The organism is Peribacillus kribbensis DSM 17871, from assembly GCF_000430765.1.
GTDB lineage: Bacteria > Bacillota > Bacilli > Bacillales > DSM-1321 > Paraperibacillus > Paraperibacillus kribbensis.
The window spans coordinates 1-24,034 of record NZ_AUMQ01000030.1; the positions used below are offsets into that span (position 1 = coordinate 1).

The 24,034-nt window shown below is 43.8% G+C and carries 21 protein-coding genes, 12 tRNA genes and 1 pseudogene; 28 read left to right on the forward strand and 6 right to left on the reverse strand.

What is annotated here, in order from left to right; genetic code table 11:
• Positions 1-5: 5 nt before the first annotated feature.
• From H539_RS0104405 to H539_RS32730, 13 genes are all read left to right on the forward strand, one after another.
• Positions 6-79, forward strand: a tRNA-Met gene (locus H539_RS0104405).
• Positions 80-225: 146 nt separating this feature from the next.
• A tRNA-Asp gene (locus H539_RS0104410) sits at positions 226-301 on the forward strand.
• A gap of 51 nt (positions 302-352) precedes the next feature.
• A tRNA-Phe gene (locus H539_RS0104415) sits at positions 353-428 on the forward strand.
• Positions 429-433: 5 nt separating this feature from the next.
• A tRNA-Thr gene (locus H539_RS0104420) sits at positions 434-506 on the forward strand.
• 8 nt (positions 507-514) lie between these two features.
• Positions 515-598 (forward strand) — tRNA-Tyr (locus tag H539_RS0104425).
• Between the two features lie 4 nt (positions 599-602).
• Positions 603-676, forward strand: a tRNA-Trp gene (locus tag H539_RS0104430).
• Between the two features lie 8 nt (positions 677-684).
• Positions 685-760: transfer RNA gene (locus H539_RS0104435), tRNA-His, on the forward strand.
• Between the two features lie 19 nt (positions 761-779).
• A tRNA-Gln gene (locus H539_RS0104440) sits at positions 780-854 on the forward strand.
• 4 nt (positions 855-858) lie between these two features.
• A tRNA-Gly gene (locus tag H539_RS0104445) sits at positions 859-930 on the forward strand.
• 11 nt (positions 931-941) lie between these two features.
• Positions 942-1,015 (forward strand) — tRNA-Cys (locus tag H539_RS0104450).
• 8 nt (positions 1,016-1,023) lie between these two features.
• A tRNA-Leu gene (locus H539_RS0104455) sits at positions 1,024-1,104 on the forward strand.
• A gap of 249 nt (positions 1,105-1,353) precedes the next feature.
• Positions 1,354-1,578, forward strand: a complete 225-nt coding sequence (locus H539_RS32725) for a GNAT family N-acetyltransferase (RefSeq protein ID WP_245602127.1) — start codon at positions 1,354-1,356, stop codon at positions 1,576-1,578.
• On the forward strand, positions 1,541-1,738 hold the full coding sequence (locus H539_RS32730) for an N-acetyltransferase (protein WP_026692537.1): 198 nt from the start codon (positions 1,541-1,543) through the stop codon (positions 1,736-1,738). Before H539_RS32725 ends, H539_RS32730 begins: the two co-directional genes overlap by 38 nt.
• A gap of 228 nt (positions 1,739-1,966) precedes the next feature.
• Here H539_RS32730 and H539_RS0104465 read toward each other — a convergent pair whose 3' ends face one another.
• The 4 genes from H539_RS0104465 to H539_RS0104480 all read right to left on the reverse strand — a co-directional run bounded on the left by H539_RS0104465 (position 1,967) and on the right by H539_RS0104480 (position 6,551).
• Positions 1,967-2,959 carry a glycoside hydrolase family 43 protein gene (locus H539_RS0104465; RefSeq protein WP_026692538.1) on the reverse strand — a complete coding sequence of 331 codons (993 nt, stop codon included), beginning with the start codon at positions 2,957-2,959 and terminating at the stop codon, positions 1,967-1,969.
• Between the two features lie 129 nt (positions 2,960-3,088).
• Positions 3,089-4,246: an endo-1,4-beta-xylanase gene (locus tag H539_RS0104470; protein WP_026692539.1), complete on the reverse strand. Its 1,158-nt coding sequence runs from the start codon at positions 4,244-4,246 to the stop codon at positions 3,089-3,091.
• An 88-nt stretch (positions 4,247-4,334) separates the two neighbouring features.
• A complete protein-coding gene (locus H539_RS0104475) occupies positions 4,335-5,099 on the reverse strand; it encodes a polysaccharide deacetylase family protein (protein ID WP_051348435.1) in 765 nt (254 codons plus the stop codon).
• Between the two features lie 291 nt (positions 5,100-5,390).
• The gene (locus H539_RS0104480; protein WP_245602128.1) at positions 5,391-6,551 is read right to left on the reverse strand and encodes an ROK family transcriptional regulator; all 1,161 of its coding nucleotides are present in this window, start codon (positions 6,549-6,551) and stop codon (positions 5,391-5,393) included.
• Positions 6,552-6,826: 275 nt separating this feature from the next.
• On the opposite strand from H539_RS0104480, the pseudogene H539_RS0104485 reads away from it, so the two are divergent.
• From H539_RS0104485 to H539_RS0104500, 3 genes and pseudogenes are all read left to right on the forward strand, one after another.
• A pseudogene (locus tag H539_RS0104485) lies at positions 6,827-7,030 on the forward strand (hypothetical protein); the annotation flags it as partial.
• Between the two features lie 103 nt (positions 7,031-7,133).
• A complete protein-coding gene (locus tag H539_RS0104490; protein ID WP_026692543.1) occupies positions 7,134-8,117 on the forward strand; it encodes an aldo/keto reductase in 984 nt (327 codons plus the stop codon).
• A gap of 260 nt (positions 8,118-8,377) precedes the next feature.
• Positions 8,378-9,007 carry a polysaccharide deacetylase family protein gene (locus tag H539_RS0104500; protein ID WP_026692544.1) on the forward strand — a complete coding sequence of 210 codons (630 nt, stop codon included), beginning with the start codon at positions 8,378-8,380 and terminating at the stop codon, positions 9,005-9,007.
• Positions 9,008-9,036: 29 nt separating this feature from the next.
• On the opposite strand, the gene H539_RS0104505 is transcribed toward H539_RS0104500, so the two are convergent.
• A complete protein-coding gene (locus H539_RS0104505; protein ID WP_026692545.1) occupies positions 9,037-9,666 on the reverse strand; it encodes a YesL family protein in 630 nt (209 codons plus the stop codon).
• 198 nt (positions 9,667-9,864) lie between these two features.
• Between H539_RS0104505 and H539_RS0104510 the strand changes: the two genes are divergently transcribed.
• From H539_RS0104510 to H539_RS0104545, 7 genes are all read left to right on the forward strand, one after another.
• Positions 9,865-11,595 carry a cache domain-containing sensor histidine kinase gene (locus tag H539_RS0104510; protein WP_026692546.1) on the forward strand — a complete coding sequence of 577 codons (1,731 nt, stop codon included), beginning with the start codon at positions 9,865-9,867 and terminating at the stop codon, positions 11,593-11,595.
• A gap of 13 nt (positions 11,596-11,608) precedes the next feature.
• Positions 11,609-12,391, forward strand: a complete 783-nt coding sequence (locus tag H539_RS0104515; protein ID WP_035321935.1) for a response regulator transcription factor — start codon at positions 11,609-11,611, stop codon at positions 12,389-12,391.
• Between the two features lie 153 nt (positions 12,392-12,544).
• Positions 12,545-13,819: an extracellular solute-binding protein gene (locus H539_RS0104520; RefSeq protein WP_051348445.1), complete on the forward strand. Its 1,275-nt coding sequence runs from the start codon at positions 12,545-12,547 to the stop codon at positions 13,817-13,819.
• 77 nt (positions 13,820-13,896) lie between these two features.
• Positions 13,897-14,769: a carbohydrate ABC transporter permease gene (locus H539_RS0104525; RefSeq protein WP_026692549.1), complete on the forward strand. Its 873-nt coding sequence runs from the start codon at positions 13,897-13,899 to the stop codon at positions 14,767-14,769.
• 25 nt (positions 14,770-14,794) lie between these two features.
• Entirely contained in the window at positions 14,795-15,691 is an 897-nt protein-coding gene (locus H539_RS0104530; RefSeq protein ID WP_026692550.1) for a carbohydrate ABC transporter permease, read from the forward strand.
• Positions 15,692-16,293: 602 nt separating this feature from the next.
• The gene (locus H539_RS0104540; protein WP_026692551.1) at positions 16,294-16,725 is read left to right on the forward strand and encodes a general stress protein; all 432 of its coding nucleotides are present in this window, start codon (positions 16,294-16,296) and stop codon (positions 16,723-16,725) included.
• Positions 16,726-16,958: 233 nt separating this feature from the next.
• A tRNA-Gly gene (locus H539_RS0104545) sits at positions 16,959-17,032 on the forward strand.
• Positions 17,033-17,118: 86 nt separating this feature from the next.
• On the opposite strand, the gene H539_RS0104550 is transcribed toward H539_RS0104545, so the two are convergent.
• Positions 17,119-17,787, reverse strand: coding sequence for a B3/B4 domain-containing protein (locus H539_RS0104550; protein WP_026692552.1), 669 nt, complete (start codon positions 17,785-17,787; stop codon positions 17,119-17,121).
• Positions 17,788-17,879: 92 nt separating this feature from the next.
• Here H539_RS0104550 and queG point away from each other — a divergent pair, with 92 nt between their 5' ends.
• The 5 genes from queG (at position 17,880) to H539_RS0104580 (ending at position 24,009) form a co-directional block, all read left to right on the forward strand.
• Positions 17,880-19,019 (forward strand): tRNA epoxyqueuosine(34) reductase QueG, encoded by a 1,140-nt coding sequence (gene queG, locus H539_RS0104555; protein WP_026692553.1) that lies wholly within the window; start codon positions 17,880-17,882, stop codon positions 19,017-19,019.
• Between the two features lie 108 nt (positions 19,020-19,127).
• The gene (locus tag H539_RS0104560; protein WP_026692554.1) at positions 19,128-19,979 is read left to right on the forward strand and encodes an amidase domain-containing protein; all 852 of its coding nucleotides are present in this window, start codon (positions 19,128-19,130) and stop codon (positions 19,977-19,979) included.
• 72 nt (positions 19,980-20,051) lie between these two features.
• The gene (trmL, locus tag H539_RS0104565) at positions 20,052-20,525 is read left to right on the forward strand and encodes a tRNA (uridine(34)/cytosine(34)/5-carboxymethylaminomethyluridine(34)-2'-O)-methyltransferase TrmL (RefSeq protein WP_026692555.1); all 474 of its coding nucleotides are present in this window, start codon (positions 20,052-20,054) and stop codon (positions 20,523-20,525) included.
• 321 nt (positions 20,526-20,846) lie between these two features.
• Entirely contained in the window at positions 20,847-21,596 is a 750-nt protein-coding gene (nfsA, locus tag H539_RS0104570; RefSeq protein ID WP_026692556.1) for an oxygen-insensitive NADPH nitroreductase, read from the forward strand.
• Positions 21,597-22,113: 517 nt separating this feature from the next.
• Entirely contained in the window at positions 22,114-24,009 is a 1,896-nt protein-coding gene (locus tag H539_RS0104580) for a PrkA family serine protein kinase (protein WP_026692557.1), read from the forward strand.
• Positions 24,010-24,034 lie beyond the last annotated feature (25 nt).

The window sequence follows — 24,034 nt, forward strand, 5'->3', positions numbered from 1 at the left end:
ATCGTCGCGGGGTGGAGCAGTCTGGTAGCTCGTCGGGCTCATAACCCGAAGGTCGCAGGTTCAAATCCTGTCCCCGCAATAAGTGGTCCCGTGGTGTAGCGACGAGCGATGCTGCGGTGACTCATCTGCGAGTTGTCTCGACGGATTTACTTCAGTGAGTATACTGGAAGAGGAAGAGACAGTTAAGCAGGATCTATTAGTATAACGAATTTTTATATCTACAGTGGTCCCGTGGTGTAGCGGTTAACATGCCTGCCTGTCACGCAGGAGATCGCGGGTTCGATTCCCGTCGGGACCGCCATTTTTACGAACAGCCTTTTAAGATGGCATCAAACGAAACAATAAATTTTATGGCTCAGTAGCTCAGTCGGTAGAGCAAAGGACTGAAAATCCTTGTGTCGGCGGTTCGATTCCGTCCTGAGCCACCATTCATGCCGGTGTAGCTCAATTGGTAGAGCAACTGACTTGTAATCAGTAGGTTGGGGGTTCAAGTCCTCTTGCCGGCATTGATCATGGAGGGGTAGCGAAGTGGCTAAACGCGGCGGACTGTAAATCCGCTCCTTCGGGTTCGGCAGTTCGAATCTGCCCCCCTCCACCATTTTAGGGGCATAGTTTAAAGGTAGAACAGAGGTCTCCAAAACCTCCGGTGTGGGTTCGATTCCTACTGCCCCTGCCAATATTATGGCGATTGTGGCGAAGTGGTTAACGCATCGGATTGTGGTTCCGACATTCGTGGGTTCGATTCCCATCAGTCGCCCCATAATAATATCTTTCATTAATGGGCTATAGCCAAGCGGTAAGGCAACGGACTTTGACTCCGTCATGCGTTGGTTCGAATCCAGCTAGCCCAGCCATTATGCGGAAGTAGTTCAGTGGTAGAATACAACCTTGCCAAGGTTGGGGTCGCGGGTTCGAATCCCGTCTTCCGCTTTTATATATCTGGCGGCATAGCCAAGTGGTAAGGCAGAGGTCTGCAAAACCTTTACCACCGGTTCGAGTCCGGTTGCCGCCTCCAAATAATATGCCGGTGTGGCGGAATTGGCAGACGCGCACGACTCAAAATCGTGTTCCTCTGGAGTGCCGGTTCGACCCCGGCCACCGGTATCCGAAATACTTATGAATTAAGGTCTCAACTTAAATGTTGGGACCTTTTTTCTTATGCCCATTTAATCAACTAATTGCACAACAATCTTCCAAGGAAAGTAATCATTCAAATGATTGAAGGAGTGAGCTATATGAACATTAAAACTGCCTCAATAAACGATTTGAAATTTATAAATCAATACTGCTGTCACTGGCGATCTAAGGAAACGTGGCGTAACTCAATGGGACTGATTTTACCCAAACCGATTTGTGATTAGTAAGGATCTAAAACGCGGGCATCTGCATGCCATATTAAATGATGGTGTTTTCATAGGGGCAGTAGTAGTTAGTGATACCCAAAGCACTAAATACGCAGGTCTGCCATGGTTGGATCAAAAAGGGAGAACTGCAGTCATCCATCGGTTAGCAGTGCATCCGGATTCGCAGGGGAGAGGCATTGGCAAGCAGCTTCTTCTGCATGCGGAGGGGGGCTGAGTCGCTGGGTTATACCAGCATTAGACTTGATTCCTATACAGCCAATCCAGCTGCAATAAAAATGTATGAACGTACCGGCTATCATGTGGTAGGGGAAATTCACTACTCATTCCGTAAATTTCCTTATCAGTTTTTTGAAAAGATTTTGGTTCATTCTTAAATTCAGGCTGTCCAGGATTTGATGGAAATCTGCCCATGGAACTTTAATTGAAGCGCTTTTGCAGGAATTAGATAAAAAGATAGCAGAAGTGATTCCTGAAGTTTCAACTATTCTCTGAGTAATGACTTTGCTCAAAAAAGTTCTGGTGCTTTCATGACACAAGTATGGACGTATGAAGAGCAAAGTGAAACAGCAAGGAAGAAACCTTGCTGTTTTTTGTGTTCACCGTTATTTTTTGTCTGTTTCGTAAGGATCGACCGGCTGAATGGATCCGTCTTCGTTATAGGTTAGTTCGGTATATTTCACGCAGCGTTTATGGTCGATTCCGCCTGATAGGGAGCTGTCGTGGTAGAATAAGTACCATTTGTCTTTAAATTGGACGATGGAATGATGGGTGGTCCAGCCACTCACAGGGGAAAGGATTCTTCCTTTGAACGTGTAGGGCCCCATTGGATGTTTGCTCATTGCATACACAATGCAATGGGTAGTTCCAGTTGAGTAAGAGAGATAGTAATTTCCATTGAATTTATGGACCCATGGGCCTTCAAAAAATCTTCTGTCTTCATCACCGGCTAAGATCGGGCTGCCGTTTTCATCAAGGATCTGTAGTTCCTGGACTTTTCCTTTGAAGGACAGCATGTCTTCCGACAGCTCAGCAACTCTTGGTCCTATAGCAGGTTCAGTTTCTGCCGGGCCGTCCGCTTCAGGAAGGAAGGTGCCCGTCTGCCATTTCTCCAATTGTCCGCCCCACAGGCCGCCAAAGAAGAGGTAAGCCCTTTCATCTTCGTCCACCAAAACGGCAGGATCGATGCTGAAGCTTCCAGGGATGCAGCTGTCCATCGGAGTGAAAGGACCTGCAGGGGATGCGCTTGTGGCCACACCAATTCTAAAGATGTCTTCTTTGTCTCTGGCAGGGAAGAATAAATAATATGTATTATTTTTAAAGGCTGCATCAGGTGCCCATAATTGCCTGCTTGCCCATGGAATGTCTTTTACATGAAGGGCTTCGCCGTAGTCTATGCATGGAGAATCGATATCCTCCATGGAAAGTACATGATAATCCTCCATGGCATAGTGGTCGCCGTCATGAGTGGACAAGTTATCGTGATCCAAATCATGAGAGGGATAGATATAGAGTTTGCCCTCGAATACATGGGCAGACGGGTCAGCTGTGTAGATATGTTCTACTAATGGTTCGTTTGGTTTACTATTTTTTTTCATATCGCTACTCCAATAGCTAGTTTTGTCGTTCTCATTCATTATAGCAAACTTAATATAGTCAACAAACAAACTTTTACTAAAAAATTCCCCGGCTGCTTATAGAGCCGGAGATAAGGGCTATTAATTTTATTAGTCCATGATGGCCCAATAGGCAGGTTTTACATTATAATCTGTATCAAATACGAAAGGTGCATCTACACCCACTCCATTATTATACTGCTTTGCACGGTCGTTCAGCCATGTATGGTTGTCTGCAATGCCCCAGAATGTTACGTTGCTGATCTTATCGCCTAATTTTTCATACAGTTCGAACAGAGCATTGTACCGCTCTGCCTGGGTCTGGAAGACATACTGTGGAATGGCACCGTAAGTAGGGTAAGCAGGTACTGGCGGCCAGCCGTAAAGACTGACATCCAGCTCAGTGATTTGATTATCAAGTCCAAGGCTTGAGAAAAGATTGATAGAATCCTCGGTTTCCTTGATGGAAGGCCAGCCGATCTGGATATGGGACTGATGTCCGACTCCGTCGATAGGGACTCCCTGCTTTTTCATATCCTTGATTAGATTATATAAGTTGTCTCTCTTCGAATTTACTTCAGTATTATAATCATTGATATATAGCTTAGCATCCTTGGCGGCATATCTCTTGGCTGTTTTGAAAGCGACCTTGATATAATCGGTGCCAGTGATTTTGTACCAAGGAGATTCACGCAGCCCCTTAGCATTCTGCGGATTATCATCGATGGCTTCATTCACGACATCCCAGGACTTCACGTCATTTTTATATCGTTTAACGATGGTCTTAATATGAGTTTCCAGACGCTTCAGCAGCAGCTTTTTATTTTGCTCACGTTTTAATGGATTTGTCTCATCCACCATTGGTTTTGCTTGTTTATCAAGGAAGAACCAGTCGGGAACCTGGCTGTGCCATACGAGGTTGTGAAAGCGGACATCCATGCCATTTTCCTTAGCAAACTTCACGATTTTGTCCGCCTCAGTAAAGTTGTATTTCCCCTCTTCTGGCTGTATATTAATGGGTTTCATCACATTTTCGGCAACAATGGAGTTAAAATGGCGTTTTATAACCTGGGCATCCTGGCCGGTTAATTGATACGGCTCCACTGCTGTCCCTACTGTAAAGAATTTTTTATACCTTTCATCGAGCGGCTTTACTTTTAACGCACTGACCGGTTCAGAAGAGGCTGATGCCTGGCTGACAGCTCCCATAGGAAGGAGCATGGCTAAAGCCACTCCGGCAATAACAGGTTTACGCAAAACTTTTAACATGAGTATTCTCCTTTTAAAATGAATTATTTTTTTAATAATGTGATATTGGCAGATGTTTTACTAAGTTGTTCCATTCAATCAGCTAATCTTAATAGCCCGTGTTCACCATTCTGATAAAGTCGGTCAGGGTATGCTCTTGGAGCATGATAATCCTTGGCAGCTCATAGCGGCTGCTTGCATCATTGCTGATGCCGCCGCCTACTTTGAACGCCCCTTTAATACCTGACTCTTTGAGAACCGCAATAGTGTCGGTATTATAATTGCCATATGGATAGGCAAACGCCTGTGGCTTCTGACCGGTCAGATCTCTTAGGGCAGCAGCGGCATTGTTTACTTCTGCATATTGCTGCTCCTTGCTTAAATCCGCCATAAAGGAATGAGTCACAGAATGATTTTGGATATTGATTCCATTGTCCATAATCTCAAGCATCTGGCTGGCCGTCATGTTCCAGCTGCCGTTGATCCAGCTTGATACGGTAAACTCGGTTGCCTTCATCCCATATTCTTTTAAGACAGGGAGGATATATTGATAAAAATCACTTGAATTATCATCAAATGTAAGTAAAATTGGTTTCTTTGGCATGGAAGCTTTATGATCCAGGATGTTGAAGTATTGCTTCATGGTTAGGGTGCGATAGCCCTGCTGGTGCAGGTAAGCCATTTCTTTTTTGAATTCTGAGAGGTTATATTGATATGGATTGGCTGGATCAGTTTCTGGCTTGACAACATGATACAGCATGACCGGAATTTCAATGTTTTCCTTGTATTTGGCTGATGCCGAGATGCCTGTGCCGGAAACAACTAACAGTAAGACAGCGAAGAGGAAACCGAATGCCCTTTTGATAATGATCATCCTTTCAACTTAGTCTTTGTGAAGAAATAGGGGAACTATAGTAAAGCTAACTTTCTGAGCCTCCTTATTAAATCTCGCATGCAGTTTGTAAGGGTTTTCAAGAAGAGTTAAAAAAATATCTGCATCTGCAAAATCGATTATAACAGGTAATATTTGTTTGTATAGTATACAAACAAAGTATTTTTAAAAATGAATCATTGGGACTATATCCACTTAAACTGAAAGGCCTATACCTTGTCTGGCCATCAAAAACTGAAATTCAAATAGGCCGTCAAAAAGACGGCCTATTTCTTATGCAGATATTATGCCAGTGCGGATAAAATCTTCCACCGCAAATGCCGATACCCCTAAAGCTGCCGAGTAACTAGAGAGCTTGGAAAAGTGCAGCTTCACTTCTTTTTGATGAAAAGGAAGTGTATGGCTTTGGATGGTGTCAGATATAGGCTGCTCCAGCCATTTTTTTGCCCGGGCGAGCCTGTTCCCGATGATGATTTGTTCAGGATTAAATGTGTTAATGATATTGTTTATCCCTATTCCGAGATAAACCCCCACTTTTTTAAACAGTTCTATTGCCTCCGGGTCCTGTTTTTCTGCCCTGGATATCAGAGTTTCAAGAGAGAGTTTCTCTTTTTGGGACATGGAAAGGAGCGCATGCTCGGAAGCATATACTTCCCAGCATCCTCTGCTCCCGCAGCTGCATTTTTTACCGTCTGCTTCAATGATCATGTGGCCCATTTCACCCGAGTAGCCATTCTTGCCCTGAAACAACTCTCCCTTAAGGATGATTCCTGCCCCAATTCCGATTCCTGCACTGATATAAATAATGTCCTCGTAAGTTTGTCCTGCCCCAAATTGCTTTTCACCGTAGGCGCCTGAATTTGCTTCATTTTCAATAATGACCGGCAAATGGAATTCTTCTTCAAATGCCTGCTTCAGCGAGATATTTTTCCAGCCTAGATTAGGGGCAAGCAGTACAGTTCCGGCCTTGTCTACAATACCGGGGACTCCGATTCCGATTCCAACTGCACCATAGCGGCTGCCCGGCATTTCTTTCAGAAGAGAGCGGACCATGCTAGTAGCAAGCTGGAAGACTGATGTAAAGGAGACATCCTCCACGGCTTGATTTTTTTCAATAATAATATTGCCTTTTAAGTCAGTCAGGACACTCAGGATATAATTCACGCCAATATCAATGCCTACCGCAAATCCTGCAGTCTTATTAAAATGGAGGAGCACAGGGCGGCGGCCGCCGCTTGATTCTCCAGGTCCGGACTCGTAGACGAAATCTTCTTCGAGAAGTTCACTCACAAGCGAAGACACGGTCGCTTTGTTTAATCCTGTAATCTGCGCGATATCAGCCCGTGAGACAGGCTCCTTTTCCATAATCATCTGTAATACAAGAGATTTATTATTTCTTTTAACAACTTGCTGGTTCCAAGTAATTGTCTGCACTTCCTATTCTCCTAACGTAGTGGTTAAATTGTGATCTTCACTTAGTTTACCCGGTACACAAACGTTTATTAGCGTGATATACTATGCTTATTAAAAAGCTCTTATATGAAAGATTATAGAACAAATAGAAAACAAAAAACCATTTTGTAAAGGATTTTTATTTTTTACAAGAAGAGATAACGCCTCCTGGGTTTAGTCTTAACGTTCATATAAATATGAATCCGCTTACATAAAAATTAAGTAGACTTTCATACTTAAGCAGGCTTTTAGCTCACCTGGGCAAGATTTACTTGTGCCAATTTATCGCACGTGAAATTCTCGGCTGGAAATGGGACGAAAAAGGAGCCCAGGCAGATGCAGCCCATGCGGCCTGGCTCACTCATCCGGAATTATCCATCTGGAGCTGGAGTGACCAGATCATTTCAGGGAACATTTCCGGAAGCAAGTACTACCCGCGCGGGGTAACAAGCATTTTATGACTGGATGAGAAGCGCGGAGCTCAGGTCTAACTGATTTAGAGAATGCGCTTTAATTGGGAACGCAGGCAGAAAAATTAAAAATTGAGAAAGGGGAGAGTGTGAAATGAATTATCGTGAACTTGGGAATACAGGATTAAAGATTAGTGAGGTTTCGTTTGGGACTTGGGCGATCGGGGGTTCGTGGGGAAAGACGACGGATTCAGAGGCCCTGAAGTCACTGGAATTTGCCATAGAGAAGGGGGTCAACTTTTTTGATACGGCGGATGTTTACGGAGACGGACATAGTGAGGAGCTGCTGGCCAAGGCTGCAAAAGGGAAGGAAGATCAAATTCATATAGCCACAAAGTTTTGCCGCCAGGGAGACATTTTTGATCCCAAAACTTATAGTTACGAAAGGGTTAAGGCATATTGTGAAGACAGCCTCAGACGTCTGAGCAGGGAAGCCATCGATTTATACCAGATACATTGCCCGGCAACGGAAATCCTAAGGGATGGAAGTGTATTTGAAGTGCTGGACCGCCTGCAGCAGGAGGGGAAGATCCGCCATTACGGAGTAAGTGTAGAGACTGTGGAGGAAGGGCTTCTTTGCCTGGAATATCCTAATGTCAAAAGCCTGCAGATCATTTTCAATATGTTCCGGCAGAAGCCTTTGGAACAACTGATTCCAAAAGCATATAAGAATGGTGTCGGGCTCCTGGTCAGACTGCCGCTGGCAAGCGGTCTCCTGACAGGGAAGTTTTCGAGGGATCATGTTTTTGAAGAAGATGACCATCGTAATTTTAATGAGAATGGGGAGGCCTTCAATATTGGGGAAACCTTTGCCGGACTTGGATTCCAAAAGGGTGTAGAACTGGCAGAAGGGCTTAAATGGATTTCGGAAGACAGAGGTTCCATGGCAAGTGCAGCCCTCCGCTGGATTTTAGATCAGGAGGAGATTTCCTGTATTATTCCCGGCTTTAAAAACGTAAAGCAGGTACAGGATAATCTTTCAGCATTGGAGACAAAATCATTTTCAGAGGATGAAAAACAAAAAATTCAAAGCTATTATGAGACTAAAGTCAAAAGCTTTATCAAGGGACCTTATTAATCAAAGGCTGTTTTCCTAAAATTTGTTTCTTTGGAACAAGGTGGTTGATTTCCACTCCAGGATGCTCGCTTTCCGCTGGGCGGGCGGTGAGCCTCCAAAGATTCGCCTGCGGGGTCTCACCTGTCCCGCTACTCCCGCAGGATTCTTGCACCTTACGCTTCAATCAACCTGTTTAAAAATGGGACTGTCTTTCAGACTCTTTTAAAAACAACAATCTTTTTAGAAAAGAGCCTAATCAAAAAGGGAAGGAGGGACTGGCTATGGCAGAAGTGGAAATGATCAATGAGGTCCAGACCTCAGAAAGGGTCATTGCTATAACATTCGATGATGGCCCCAATCCAATTTTTACACCGCAGCTTTTTCAAATCTTTTCGGAAGTACAGGGCAGAGCAACCTTTTTTATGATCGGTGAACAAATGGCTGAAAATCCCGGACTTGTAAAACAGGCCGCAGCGCTGGGTCATGAAATAGGAAATCACACCTATACCCATCCGAAGCTTTCTGAATTGAGCCCCGAGTCATGCCTGGCTGAAGTAGAAGGCAATGAGAAGCTTGTACAGGAACTCACAGGTGTGAAGCCTGTTGTCCTGCGTCCGCCTTATCTTGATTATAGCGGGGAAACCCTTTCCATTATGAAAGAGAAGGGATACCCCATGATCGGGGCCTTAAATACAGAAGCACAGGACTGGGATCAGCCTGGTGTGGACCATATTCTATCTGTCACCCGGAAATGCGTGGGGAATGGGAGCATCCTCATTTTCCACGATGGCTATGGGGATCGGTCTCAAAGCATAAAAGCAGTGCGGATACTCGTTAAAGAGCTGATCGAACAGGGCTATCAATTAGTCACAGTCAGTGAGCTTTTAAAACTTGCAGGCAATAAGGAGTAATAACAGAGCCAGAATAAAAGAAAACGCCATCACAGGGATAGCGTTTCCTTTTTTTTACTCTCAACCCTTTGGAAGGCTAGATAACAGGAAGACATGATGATGCTAGCGGCAATGCTTCCGCCAAAGAAGAAAAGCAGGCCGGGGAGAGTTTTTACAATAAAGTAAATGGCTGTAAGCCCAAGCAGCATGATGATATTGTGGATTGGGTTGATGAGCATGATAAAAAATGCATTTTTAATGATTTGGAATGACTTGACGTTATAGTGAACGAAGACTGGAAAGGCGTATAAGGATGTCAGGATTACCGCGATCATAAAAAGATAGAGAGGGATATGAAAAATACTTGCGATCTGTGTGTTATTTTTCATAAAGTACAAGTCCGCCATGATTAATCCGGAAGCCAATACTAAAATAAAGCCCAGGCCATTGCTTCTTAGGAACTCCCCTTTATAAGCACCCAAAAAGGTTTTATAAACAGGTATATCGCGCTCTCCCATCATCCATTTCCTTATGACTGTAAACATGGCGGCTGTTGCTGGGAAAAATCCAAGAAGGACCAGTCCGATTATAGAAAAACCGATCCAAAGCAGATTTACATAAGCAAACCTGGTAATCCATTCGGTAAGGGCAAAGAGGCCGTTCATTGATCGTTTATACATGATTCATACTTCCCTTCCATATTTATGCGCTTTCATTATTTGTTGCACTAATTATAGAACATTCATTCATTTTTGAATATGGCATGCACTAAAAAAACTGGGACACAGTTACAGTACTTTTAAAAAGAGCCTAAACCATGTACCTCTCTATCCACCATGAGCTATAGTTTAGCTATCTTACTATAAAGGGCGATTACCATGTTCTCAACCATGAAAAAGTGGAACACATTACGAAATCAGATGCTAGTAGTCTTTTTATTTGTTATGGCGATTGTTTTACTGATTATCAGCATTTTAACATTCAATCAGGTCTCGAGCCTGCTTAAAAAGAATGCCAAAGAGCAGATTCAGCAGACGGCAGTCGAGGCAAACGGCAGGCTGGAATCTCTCTATGAGCAGATTAATAATGCCTCCAAGCTGGTTGCGACCAATAATTCCATCCAAAGTGCATTGAATAATAAGTATGAAAACAAGTCTATTTCCTTTTCAGAGCAGCAGGCTTTGATGGGCATTATGAATCGGATCCAGGCTAATTCGGAAGGGATATTTTCCTTTGAGCTATACACCAATGATCAGGAGCGGTTATTGCCGCTGGATGACACCAACTTAACAGCCAAAATAAACAGGGAGTGGATCTACCGGGCTGATCAAGCGAAGGGGCAGCTTGTATGGATAGGAGAAAGTCCGGACAGCCCCCATTATCTGATGGCTTTAAGAAGGGTCAATCTAATGAGCCATGAGTATGCGAGGGGCGGTTATCTGCTTATTAGCATTTATCCCAGCTATTTTCAATTTCCCAATCAAAACAAGCCCAAAGATCAAAAGCAATACTCCATTCTGCTGGATAAACAAATGCAGCCGATTCTTTCAAACTATCATCATTCTCTTGGATCTATCATTAGGAGTAAACAGCAGGTCATTACCCAAAATGGACAGGAGTATATGGTCACGAAGCAGACGTCGGCTGAAACAGGCTGGACTGTCATTATCCTAACGTCTTATAAAGCCCTGACAAAGGGGGTAATGATGCTCAGGATGGGCATCATCATTTCCGGAATCATCGGATTTATCATTTACTTTGTCTGCTCACTCTTCCTTACGACTATCATCACTAAACCTATATTAAAGCTGACGAAAACGATGCAGCAGGCGAGTGCAGGCAATCTGGCCATAAACCCAGAGGTGCCATCTGCCAATGAAATAAGTGAATTGAACAGCACCTATAATCAGCTGGTAAAGGAAACCAACCATCTTATAAACATGGTGTATCAAAAGGAAATCACACGCAATTTAAGTGAACTAAAGGCACTTCAATCGCAGATCAATCCCCATTTCCTCTTCAATACTCTGGATTCGTTCAGATGGTGGCTGGAGGATAAAGAGGAAGAGGAGCTTGCGGAGGTTGTTGTTGCTATGGCAAATTTATTCCGCTATACCATCACCAAACCAATAGCTGGGGACTGGGTGACGATAAAGGAAGAGGTCCAGCATATCGGGGACTATATGGAAATCATTAAAATGAGATTCGGGGACCATTTAAAATGGAATCTGATCCTGTCGAAGGAACTGGAGCGGGTGAAAATTCCAAAGCTGATTATCCAGCCTTTAGTGGAAAATGCCGTGCTGCATGGAGCAGGGAACACAATGCATCCATGCACGATCACCGTCTTGATCAAGCAGGATAGGGAAGAGGGCTTCCTGCAGGTCATGGTCCAGGACGATGGCTCTGGAATCAGCAAAGAGAAGCTGGAGCTGATTAAAAAGTCGCTGGACGGAGGGGGCAGTCCTTCCTCGTCTGGGAATGGAGTAGCCCTTGCCAATGTAGAAAAACGGCTTCAATTATACTATCAGACTCAATTAAAGCAGGGACTTGAGATTGTTAGTGAGGTAAACGCAGGGACAACCGTTTCTTTTGTGATACCAAATTAAGGAGGGAGAGCCAGTGGGAAAAAGGATATTAATTGTTGATGATGAACCGAGAACGCGTCAGGGGCTTAAAAAGACACTGGACAGCTGGGCGGAAAATCAACATGAAATTTTGACCGCTTCAAATGGCAATGAAGCACTGGAAATCATGCAGGCGCAAAAAGTCCACATCTTACTAACAGACATTCTGATGCCGGAAATTACAGGACTTGAATTATTAAAGAAGATCAAGGAGATGAAGCTTTCCCCTGTCATTATTACGATTTCGGCTTATTCTGAATTTACCTACGCACAGGAAGCCCTCCGACTAGGGGTCATCAATTATCTGCTGAAGCCAATCAGTAAAAAAGGGCTAATCGAGGCAGTAGAAGAAGCGGTCCAGGTGGGTGAGAAGCGGGAAAGGGCAGGAATCATGGAAAAAGTGGCGGATGATAAGCTGATTTATGCCAATTCTCAAAACTACTCTGCCCGGGAGCCAATCCGCGAAGCTATGGAGTACATGAACCGCAATTTAAAGAATGAACTCAGCCAAAAGGAGGTAGCGGATCATGTGCACTTGAATCCCAGCTATTTTAGTGTTTTATTCAAAGAGCATGCCAAGGTGACCTTCAGCGAGTACCTTACAAGGCGCAGGATCCAAAGGGCAAAGGAGCTTCTGGTCGCCACCAATTTTCCTGTAGCGGATATTGCAGAGGAAGCCGGCTATAAAACAGCAAAGTATTTTATTAAGATATTTAGAGAATTAGAGGGTGTGACACCGAGCGCATACCGGAAAAACAACAATGAAAGGGCTTTCTAAAAATAATAGTATTTTTCCTAATGGTTGTGCCCTTTTTAAAATTTCGGCAGATGATAGACTAAAAATGTGCACAAAAACAATATGAAAGAAAGATTATAGGGGGGCGTACCATTGCTTAAAAAGAAAACGATTTCATTACTGGTGGCAGTTCTTATGCTTGCAGCAGCAGCGCTGACAGGCTGTTCTTCTTCAGATTCCTCTGCAGATGCCAGCAAGGATGGCAAGAAAGTAATCAAATTCATGCACCTATGGCCGGAAGGAAGCTCTAACGCTCAGTTTTCCATCGTAAAGAATATCATCGGCGATTATGAAAAGCAGCACCCGAATATTAAGATTGAAACAGAAATACTTGGTCCCGATCAATATAGAGATAAATTAAAGGTTTTAGCTTCATCCAATGAGCTGCCTGATATAGGGATGACTTGGTCAGACGGATTCATTCAGCCTTATGTAAAAGGAAATATGCTTGAGCCATTAGATGATATTGCTGACTCACAGCTTAAGGATATGTTTATCCCTGGAGTTAAGGAATCCTACGCTGTGAACGGAAAGACATATGGTTTACCGCTTGAATTAAATATCTCTTATGTCTTCTATAACAAAGAAATCTTCAAAAAATACAACATTGAAGTGCCGAAGACTTATTCAGAATTTGTAAGTGCTGTAAAGACTCTTAAAAGCAACGGCGTCATCCCTGCGACTGTAGGAGCAAAAGATGGATGGCCGGCATCATTCTGGTTCATGTATCTGGCTGACCGTATCGGCGGACCTAAGATCCTGACTGACGTCATTCATGGAAAAGCAAAAATGACGGATCCTTCGATTGTAAAAGCGGCACAGGAAATACAAAACCTAGTGGATATGGGGGCTTTTGTAAAAGGAAGCAGCGCATTGTCCAATGAAGATGCAAAAGGCTACTTTATGAATGAAAAAGCAGCGATGTTCCTGACTGCAACATGGGAGCTGCCGAACTATACAACAAGCCCTGATGTAAAGCAGGAATTCAAGGATAAAATCGGTTACTTTAAATTCCCGACGTATGAAGGCGGAAAAGGGACGGACATCAACAGCTATGTAGGCGGTCCTGGTGTAGGCTTATTCGTAGCCAAGGATTCAAAGGTTAAGAAAGAATCCAAAGACTTTGTTGGTTATCTTGTAAAAGAGTGGGGCAAGAAATCTGTCACTGATGCTGGCGTCATCCCTGCAACAAAGGTTGATACAGCCAGTCTGAAGCTTTCTCCGATGTATGTGGAAATCCTCAAGGATCTAAGCAGTGCATCAAACGTTACCACTTATTTTGATACTCAATCAAGCCCGGCTGTATCCGAGCTGCATCATGACCTGATGACAGCACTTTTCGGAAAGCAAGTGACACCAAAAGAATTCGCTAAACAACAAGCAGACGCCCTTGCAAAGGAACAAAAGTAATAACCGGCATTCCATTTTCTCGGTATAGAGGGCATACAGGATATGCCCTCTATATTATTTTGAAGGGAGTATAGAAAATGAAAAGCGTTATGTCAAACAAATTAGTAATCAGCCTTTATGTACTTCCTGCATTAGCCCTTATTTTGCTCCTCATTTATATCCCGATCGTCCTTACTGGCTATTATGGATTAACAGACTGGAATGGAATTGGGCAGGCGAAGTTCATTGGACTTGAGAACTACATCAATCTGGTAAAGGATAAGATGTTCTGGGAAAGCGCCTGGCATTCATTGCTTTTAGGTATATTCTCCACGATCAGCCTCATTGGCTATCTGATTTTATCATTGATCTTGGCAAGTAAAATCAAGGGAGCCAATATATTAAGGAAGATCTATTTAGTCCCCATGCTATTATCATCTGTTGCAATTGCCCAGCTCTGGGCTAAAATCTTTGACCCTTCAAACGGTATGATCAATCGATTGCTCATGATGTTTGGAGTGGATAATCCGCCTCTTTGGCTGGCAGATTCCAAGCTCGTATTATACGCCCTGTTTATTCCAATTGTCTGGCAGTATGCAGGATTTTATATCATTATCTTCTATGCAGCATTAAAGAATATTCCGGAAGAACTCATCGAAGCAGCAAAAATTGATGGCGCCAATCCATTTCAGATTGCCTATCGGATTAAGATTCCCTTGATATCAGGAGTTATTAAGGTCATGGTGATTCTCGCCATCGTAGGATCTTTGAAATACTTCGATTTAATCTTTGTCTTGACCGGAGGCGGACCGAACCATGCCAGTGAGGTAATGGCATCCTATATGTATACCGAAGCCTTCACCAAATATAATTTTGGATACGGAAGCGCCATAGGATTTGGCCTGCTTGTAATCTGCCTGATCATGACCTGGCTGATCCAAAAGCTTTTATCATCAAAAGAAGATTTTTAAATGTAAACAAGGGGAGTGAAACAGGATGAGTAATGTTGCTTATGATTTACAAACGAAAACAACCGTTCCCAATTCCTATAAAACCAGCAGCACACTAGGAAAACGAATTGGCTTTGGCATCCTCTATTTGATATTGGGCATTATTGCGGTAGTGCAGATTTATCCCTTGATATGGCTGTTTCTTTTTTCACTAAAAACGAATCAAGAAGTTTTTGGGATGTCCCCATTTTCCTTTCCGCATGATCCGCAATGGGGAAACTATGCCAAGGCATGGACCCAGGGGCACATCAACCTTTACTTTTTCAATAGTGTCCTGTATACCGTCATAGCAGTAGTATTAACGGTGATCCTGGCAAGCTTTGTGACATTTGCGGTTACACGGATGAGCTGGAAGCTAAGCGGCCTGGTGCTCGGCTTATTTATGGCAGGGTATATGATTCCGCTTCATTCTACGCTGATCCCTTTATTCAGCTTTTTCAAAACGCTTCATTTAATCAACAACCCGCTGTCCATTATCCTGTCGTATGTGGCGTTCAATCTGCCGATTACGATCATGATTCTTTCCGGATTTTACAGGACACTGCCGCGCGAAATCGAGGAAGCGGCTGTCATGGACGGCTGCTCCATTCATAGGATATTCTTTCAGATCACACTTCCTATGACGATGCCTGTCCTTTCCACGACCATCATTATCAACATGATTTATAACTGGAATGAATTTGTATTCGTGAACACATTTATCAGCTCTGATAAATGGAAAACCATCACGGTTGGCGTGAATAACTTTGTTGGACAGTATTTAACAGACTGGGGCGCAATCGGTGCAACCCTCATAATCAGCATCATCCCGGTATTGATTGCCTTCTTCATCCTGAGCGACCGGATTGTAGAAGGAATTGCCGCTGGATCTGTAAAAGGATAAGAAATTAAAAATGGGGCTTGATAAGAGTCCGGTATAGACTGCAGGCAAAATTGATGAAAATTGAGTTTGCCTGCAGTTTTTTAGTCTGATTCGAAAATGAGGCTGCATAAGTTCCATTCCATGCGCTGCGCTTTCCGAGGGGCGGGCGGTGAGCCTCCTGCCGATTGCAGAAGTTAAATGGTGCTGCATCACATTAAAGAGAAAATTGGATCATTAAGCGGGAAAAAGGATCATTACATCAGCTTCGGGATCATTGAGTAGAAAATAGGATCGTTTAGGTGAATCCTCGATCATATTTTGGCTATCCGGATCATTCCATTAATTTAGTGATCAATAACAAAAAAATCGGATCATAAAAGTGAAAAAACGGATCATTATTTTTACATTCCGGATCATAATCATTCAGCACTCCCTTGTTCTGCTGATCTTGGCCTACCAGCTATTCATTCAACAAAGACATACTCTTTGGGATTGCTGAACGGTGTCAAGCATATCTCTACCACACCTGTTTTGCCATTTTATAGTTCACACTCAATTTTCCAGATTGAATTTTTTTAGATAGGGTATTTAATTAGTACATCAAGTAAAAGGAGATAATAATTATGGAAAAAAGAGTTGTGGGTGTATATGAGAATGCGAATGAGGCGAAGGCAGCTGTAGAGGATCTGCAGAATAAAGGATATAAATACGAAGATATTTCGATAGTAGCGAAAGATATAGAAGATTTGGGGAAAGCTGCGGATGAAGTGAAGCCGAAGGAATCAGACGGTATGATTGCGGGTGCGGCAACCGGAGGGGCGGTTGGCTTGACCGGCCTGTTTTTAGGTCTCAGCTATCTTGCGGTCCCTGGAATCGGGCCAATTTTAGCTGCCGGTCCGATTATTTCTGTATTGGGCGGGGCTGTGGCCGGCATGGCTACCAACGCCGGGGGATTGACCAAGGCCCTTCAGGATTTAGGGCTCAGTGAAGAAGAATCACGCCAATACCAGGATGATATAAAAAACGGGAAGATCATTGTTGCGGTTAAGGAGTAATCCTAATTGCATTGATGGAACCCTGTTCTTGTTAAAGGCATATCGCATATACCAGCGCCTATTTTTCGAATCGAAGGGCGCTGGTTATTTTTTTGCACGGAGGTTTTAGGAGGGTATATCAAGAAAAGAATCTGGGTAGACTAATTTTTATAAAAAAAGACTTGCAAAACGGTAAATACCTGTGTATAATTGAGCTTGTAAGTTGATATTACAAATTTCGACAAACTTCATATGCGGGTGTAGTTTAATGGTAAAACCTCAGCCTTCCAAGCTGATGTCGTGAGTTCGATTCTCATCACCCGCTCCATACATAGGTCACAACGCAGTGTTTCGTTTAAAAGTACGAGGCATTGCGTTTTTTAATGTGAAAAAACATTAAAAAGGGCAGCCCCTTTATATAGTGACAAGACTATATTCAGAGCTGCCGCCATGAACCTGTGTGAACATCTTCCTCACGGCATCGGCAAGGCTTTCTGCCTCGTCTATACCCATTGAGGGCCTAAAATAAATTATATGCAGGGCGTTTTTTGCCGCTTCCGTGACTTTCGTTCTTTCAGAATCCACATAAGGCGATCCAAAAGGGCTGATTTCATCCTTTACGATAATCATATTTTCTAGGTTGTTTTCCCGTCCGTTAAGCCCTGTGTAGGCATCGGCTGAGTCTCCAACCGTGAGTTCGATATTTCCCTGGATGGTGTCTGCATCATAGATGCCAAAAGGTATTTCATATTGAAGCGAGAAAAAATTATTTAAATCGATTGCAGAATTGACTGATTGCAGATAATTGCTCTTTTTTACACGCCGATACAGGGCTTCAGCTGAATGACGGTACCTGGAAGGATCTGTGCCTGCCTGTTTGAGCACCTTTCTCCATTCGGTTATTCCCGGAAATTCTGAGAGCTCTTTTTCCAGCAGGTCGAAATAAAGAGATTCCTGAAAAAGCTGCAGACGTCCCTTTATCATTTGCGGAGAGGCGCCAATCGTAATATCCCGGTAGTGAATCACACCAGCCTTGAAATTTGGAACTTTTTCTCCGAGCTGAGGACTGATTTTGCTTTGCATAGTTAAACCCTCCACCTAAATAAATTTATAAACAGTTTATCATATAGAAACTCTAAAAACCGGCACATCGCCTTGAGAAGGGAGGCAAACACATGGATTATACAAAACTTAAACAGGATATCATTGAATACAGCAGGACAATTGGCATTGATAAAATTGGCTTTACGACAGCAGCGACATTTGATGATATGAAAAATAAGCTGATCAGGCAGCAGGAGCTGGGCTATCAGTCGGGTTTTGAGGAACCGGATATTGAAAAACGGGTGAATCCAGCACTTATTCATGATAAGCCGCGGTCAATCATTTCCATCGCCTTAGCTTATCCTTCGAAATTAAAAAATGCAAAGCAAGGCAAACGGGGAGAAAGACGGGGGATATTCTGCAGGGCATCCTGGGGAGAGGACTATCATGTCATACTAAGGGACCGTTTGAGAAAGCTTGAGGAGTATATCAAGAAGCTGGTCCCCGATGCCCGATGCCAGTCTATGGTTGATACAGGGGAGCTTGTAGACCGTGCTGTTGCCCAGAGGGCGGGTATTGGCTGGAGCGGAAAAAACTGTTCGATCATCACTCCTGAGTTTGGTTCGTACGTGTATCTTGGGGAAATGATCACCAGCCTTCCGCTTGAGGCTGATTCTCCTATGGAAGACCGCTGCGGCAGCTGCAACAAGTGTGTGGATGTCTGTCCGACAGGCGCCCTTGTGAAGGGCGGGCAGCTGAATGCCCAAAGATGCATTGCCTTTCTCACTCAAACCAAAGGATTCCTGCCTGATGAATTCCGTACAAAATTAGGCAACCGGATCTATGGCTGTGATACATGCCAGACAGTCTGCCCAGAGAACAAAGGAAAGGACTTTCATTTTCATGAAGAAATGGAGGCTGATCCGGAGGTTGTTAAACCGCTTCTGATTCCCATGCTGCAAATGAGCAATAAGGAATTCAAGGAGCGCTTCGGCCGGATTTCTGGTTCCTGGAGAGGGAAAAAGCCGCTTCAGCGCAATGCCATCCTGGCCTTGGCCCATTATAAAGAAGAAGCCGCGCTACCTCACTTAAAAGAAGTTCTGCAGAAGGATCCGCGTCCTGTCATCCGGGGCACTGCTGCCTGGGCCATCGGAAAGATTGGCGGAAATCGGACAGAGGACATGCTTAAGGAAGCAAAATCAAATGAATTGGATGAAGAGGTATTGATTGAAATAAATAAAGGCCTTGAGCTCCTGACTCAAAGCAACTAAAACCGGCCCTGCCGGTTTTTTTATTTTCAAGCTTTTTTCAGGCTCCCACTAATGAACTTCCCATTCCCGTCATAAAAATAACAAAGGATGGTTATGGGAGGGCTGGTAATGAGGGAGATTCTAAAAGAGCTGCTGGAAGAACGAGTGAAAATATATGTTTCTCCGGAACTGCGGGCAGAAAATACAAAGACAGATAGAAAAGTCCGGTCCTTAAAGGATAGGAAGGCTGAAATAGTGAATGTCAAAGCTAAGGGGTATGTTCAATCTGTACATGAAGAGGATGGGGTATCCTCCATAAAATACGACATTCATTTTAAGTATTTGATCAAGCAGAGAGGCTTCATGTATTTAGAGGAAGAAATTGAACATCGGGAAGCCCTGGCCAGGGGGGATATTCTTTTTGAGGACCGGGAAGTTCCCTATATCCCATCAGCTGAACCGGCAGATGGTGATTTCAGCAGGAAGGGAGAACGAATTAGTTACAAATATAACCGGCTGAAAGCGGTACAGTATGCCGAAAGATGGTGGAATGAATTCAATCCTGCTTATAAAAAATTCACAGATGACTGCACCAGCTTTATCTCCCAATGCCTGAGGGCAGGAAGCGCCCCCATGTGGGGAAGCCCGAACCGCTCCAAGGGCTGGTGGTACTCAGGGAAAAGCTGGAGCTACAGCTGGGCCGTCGCTCATGCTCTTAAAAATTATCTTCAGAGTTCTTCAGGGCTTAAGACCAGAAAAGTGAATTCCCCGGAACAGCTTAAGATCGGGGATATTATTTGCTATGATTTTGAAGGGGATGGACGATTCAATCATAATACGATGGTGACAGGGAAGGATGCCTATGGGGAGCCGCTTGTGAATGCCCATACCACCAATAGCAGGATGAGGTATTGGAAGTATGAGGATTCCAGTGCATATACCCCGAATATCAGGTATGCTTTCTTTACAATTATCGATTAAAGCTAGTATATTTTATGATTTGCTCAAAAGAGTATATAATAACTGATAGTAAGTTATTAAGAGGTGACAGATTTGGCAAATCATATCGTTTTATATCAGCCGCAGATTCCTTCAAACACCGGCAATATTGCAAGAACCTGCGCAGGGACTGACACGGCACTCCATCTGATACGGCCGCTTGGATTTTCAACAGATGATAAAATGCTGAAAAGGGCTGGCCTGGATTATTGGGAACACGTATCGATTACATATTATGATTCCCTTGAGGAATTTTTCGAAAAAAACAAAGACGGAGAGTTCTTTTATATCACGAAATTCGGACAGAAGACCTTCTCGACCTTTGATTTTCACAGCAGGGAAAAAGACTATTATTTCATCTTTGGCCGGGAAACTACCGGACTTCCCAAGGACCTGATCCAGAACAATATGGATCGGTGCCTGAGAATTCCTATGACAGACAAAATCAGGTCTCTGAACCTGTCGAATACGGCCGCCGTCCTGGTGTATGAAGCCTTGAGGCAGCAGGAATATGCCGATTTATTATGACCGCCTTATAGGGCGGTTCATTTTTTTGAGTTTAAATGGGATCGTTGATTTCCGTTACAGGACTTCGCTTTCCGCGGGGCGGGCGGTGAGCATAGTGTCTCACCTGTCCCGCTGCTCCCGCAGGAGTCTTCGTGCCTGGAACGTAGATCAACTTAGATTTATAAAATCGACCTAGTAATAATAATTAGTTTGTTAATGAAAAATAATATAACAAATTACCATTAAAAGAATTATGTAACCACAACGTAATCTAATTTTTTTGCTCCGGTTGATAATAAGTGTAAAATGATATGGAAATGACATATCATAAAGGAGATTTGTATGAATCAGATAATTGAAACGATTTTAAATCATAGATCTCAAAGATCCTTTGAAGACCGTCCTTTGAGTGACGAGCAGATTTCAGCCATCGTGCAGAGCGCCCAGGCAGCTTCGACATCAAGCTTTATCCAGGCGTATTCCATTATTGGAGTCAAGGATCCTGAGAAAAAGAAAAAGCTTGCCGCGCTTGCTGGCTCTCAGGACTATGTAGCGAATAACGGTCATCTGCTAGTTTTCTGTGCGGACTTACACCGCCATACACTGATTTCTGAAATGGAGCAGACAGACGCGGAGGAATCACTGCTGAGCACGGAGAAGTTCATGGTTGCCTGCATTGATGCTTCACTTGCTGCCCAAAATGCTGCAATCGCAGCTGAATCCATGGGGCTCGGAATCTGCTATATTGGGGGAATCCGGAATGACCTTAAGGGAGTCGCTGAAGTATTGAAAACACCTGAAAGGGTCATCCCGCTCTTTGGGATGGTCATCGGCTATCCTGATGAAGTCAATGATCTTAAACCTCGGCTTCCAATGGAGCATGTGTACATGGAGGAAGAGTATCTGCAGGATAAGGAAGCTTACAAAAAGCAGCTTGAAGGCTATAATGAAATGATTTCCGACTATTATAGCAGCCGCACTGGAGGCAGGCGCAATGATACATGGACTGGCCAGATGGCCAAGATGCTTTCCGTGCCTAGAAGAATGTATATGAAGGATTTTGTGGAATCGAAAAAGCTGAATACAAAATAATGACGTAAAAAAGCTGCCGGCAGGGCAGCTTTTTTTTGCTTATTTTACACCTGGTTTGTCATTGTAGCCCGCTGTAAAGATGGAAATCAGGAATGTGATGATAACAGCAATAATAAGTACTGTGTTCATTTGTAAATCCTCCTTTGCCTCTTTCTCCCGCTATTTTCTCTTCCCCTTAAATGAGAGGAATATCCAAATCTGGATACTGTCCCAGTTATACAGCTATTATAACCCAGACTGGTTTGGGTGTGAATGAAAAACTAAAGCTTATCACTGTTCTTTCTGGCTGATCTTCATCATAGACTAAGCAAAACAGCAGCTTACAGGCTGTTGTTGGGCCAGATGTTGGACAAAGCAGGTATGGGGTGATTTCGTCAGGGATTGGATGCGTGGAGCTGATTGTCTGCCGGGTTGAAGCTGGGTTTCGGGAAGGGCTGGTTTTCATTTGGGCTCATTTTATTAGGCGACTTTGCATACATTGAAGTAATCGTCTGAAAGAACAGAGGAGGATCCCCTAATGGATATATTAAAAAAGATTGAAAAATACCGCGAAGATGAACACAAGCTTAAATGGGAAGGGACATTTGCGGATTACCTGGAGCTTCTTAAAGAAAAGCCATGGGTCGCGCAGTCTGCACATTCCAGGGTATACAACATGATAAAAGATGCAGGGGTTGAAGAGGTAGACGGCAAGAGAAAATATAATTTCTTCAGCGGCCAGCTGTTCGGACTTGAAGAAGCATTAGAGCGCCTTGTTGAAGAATATTTTCACCCTGCTGCCAAGAGGCTGGATGTAAGAAAGAGAATCCTGCTTTTAATGGGACCGGTCAGCGGCGGGAAATCAACGCTCGTGGCCATGCTGAAGCGGGGGCTGGAAAAATATTCACAGACAGATAATGGCTCGATTTACGCCATAAAAGGCTGCCCGATGCATGAGGACCCTCTCCATCTAATACCCCAATACTTACGGGATGATTTTTATAAAGAATATGGAATCAGGATTGAAGGAAATCTATCGCCATTGAATTTAATGAAGCTGGAAAAGGAATACAATGGAAGAATTGAGGATGTACAGGTTGAACGGATTTTTCTTTCAGAGGATAAGCGTGTTGGGGTCGGTACGTTCAGTCCATCTGATCCGAAATCCCAGGATATTGCAGACCTGACAGGAAGCATCGACTTTTCCACGATTGCGGAGTTTGGGTCTGAGTCAGACCCGAGGGCCTATCGCTTTGACGGCGAGCTGAATAAAGCGAACAGGGGACTTATGGAGTTCCAGGAGATGCTGAAGTGTGATGAGAAATTTCTCTGGCATCTGCTTTCCCTGACTCAGGAAGGGAATTTTAAGGCTGGCCGGTTTGCGCTCATCAGCGCGGATGAACTGATTGTCGCGCATACGAACGAAACGGAATACAGGACCTTTATTTCCAATAAAAAGAATGAGGCCCTGCATTCCAGGATTATCGTAATGCCTGTCCCTTATAATTTAAAAGTGACGGAAGAAGAAAAGATTTATGACAAAATGATTCATGAGAGCGATGTTCAGAATGTCCATGTGGCGCCGCATACATTAAGAGTAGCAGCCATGTTCTCCATTTTGACCCGCTTGAAGGATCCGAAAAAAGGCGATATCGATCTGGTCAAGAAGATGAGGCTGTATGATGGCGAAAATGTGGAAGGCTACAATTCTGCAGATTTGGAAGAATTGAAAAAGGAATATCAAGATGAGGGAATGAGCGGTATCGACCCCCGCTATGTAATCAACCGGATTTCCTCCACCATAATCAGGAAAGAGGTTCCGTCCATCAATGCACTGGATGTATTAAGGTCGCTTAAGGAAGGACTTGACCAGCATCCATCGATTACAAGCGAATTGCGGGAAAAGTATATGAACTACATTTCTGTAGCCCGCAAGGAATATGACAGTATCGCAAAGAAAGAGGTTCAAAAGGCGTTTGTTTATTCTTATGAGGAAAGTGCAAAAACGCTGATGGATAATTATCTGGATAATGTGGAAGCGTACTGCAACAAGTCGAAGCTCCGCGATCCGCTGACCGGGGAAGAAATCAGCCCGGACGAAAAGCTGATGAGATCCATCGAGGAACAGATTGGAATATCGGAAAATGCCAAGAAGTCCTTCCGGGAGGAAATTTTGATCCGTATCTCTGCCTATGCCCGCAAAGGGAAGAGATTTGATTATAATTCACACGACCGGCTGAGAGAAGCCATCCAGAAGAAGCTGTTTGCCGACTTAAAGGATGTGGTGAAAATCACCACTTCATCCAAGACCCCGGATGAGCAGCAGCTGAAGAAAATTAATGAAGTTGTAGCAAGGCTTGTTGATGAGCATGGTTACAACACGACATCTGCCAATGAGCTTCTCCGCTATGTCGGCAGCCTGCTCAATAGATAATATCTGCACCTGCCTAGAGCAGGTG

Coding starts and splice junctions, on each gene's coding strand:
- H539_RS0104465 (WP_026692538.1), bottom strand. CDS start 2,959: ATGAAAAAAAATAGTAAACCAAACGAACCATTAGTAGAACATATCTAC.
- H539_RS0104470 (WP_026692539.1), bottom strand. CDS start 4,246: ATGTTAAAAGTTTTGCGTAAACCTGTTATTGCCGGAGTGGCTTTAGCC.
- H539_RS0104475 (WP_051348435.1), bottom strand. CDS start 5,099: ATGATCATTATCAAAAGGGCATTCGGTTTCCTCTTCGCTGTCTTACTG.
- H539_RS0104490 (WP_026692543.1), top strand. CDS start 7,134: ATGAATTATCGTGAACTTGGGAATACAGGATTAAAGATTAGTGAGGTT.
- H539_RS0104500 (WP_026692544.1), top strand. CDS start 8,378: ATGGCAGAAGTGGAAATGATCAATGAGGTCCAGACCTCAGAAAGGGTC.
- H539_RS0104505 (WP_026692545.1), bottom strand. CDS start 9,666: ATGTATAAACGATCAATGAACGGCCTCTTTGCCCTTACCGAATGGATT.
- H539_RS0104510 (WP_026692546.1), top strand. CDS start 9,865: ATGTTCTCAACCATGAAAAAGTGGAACACATTACGAAATCAGATGCTA.
- H539_RS0104520 (WP_051348445.1), top strand. CDS start 12,545: ATGCTTGCAGCAGCAGCGCTGACAGGCTGTTCTTCTTCAGATTCCTCT.
- H539_RS0104525 (WP_026692549.1), top strand. CDS start 13,897: ATGAAAAGCGTTATGTCAAACAAATTAGTAATCAGCCTTTATGTACTT.
- H539_RS0104530 (WP_026692550.1), top strand. CDS start 14,795: ATGAGTAATGTTGCTTATGATTTACAAACGAAAACAACCGTTCCCAAT.
- H539_RS0104540 (WP_026692551.1), top strand. CDS start 16,294: ATGGAAAAAAGAGTTGTGGGTGTATATGAGAATGCGAATGAGGCGAAG.
- H539_RS0104550 (WP_026692552.1), bottom strand. CDS start 17,787: ATGCAAAGCAAAATCAGTCCTCAGCTCGGAGAAAAAGTTCCAAATTTC.
- queG (WP_026692553.1), top strand. CDS start 17,880: ATGGATTATACAAAACTTAAACAGGATATCATTGAATACAGCAGGACA.
- H539_RS0104560 (WP_026692554.1), top strand. CDS start 19,128: ATGAGGGAGATTCTAAAAGAGCTGCTGGAAGAACGAGTGAAAATATAT.
- nfsA (WP_026692556.1), top strand. CDS start 20,847: ATGAATCAGATAATTGAAACGATTTTAAATCATAGATCTCAAAGATCC.
- H539_RS0104580 (WP_026692557.1), top strand. CDS start 22,114: ATGGATATATTAAAAAAGATTGAAAAATACCGCGAAGATGAACACAAG.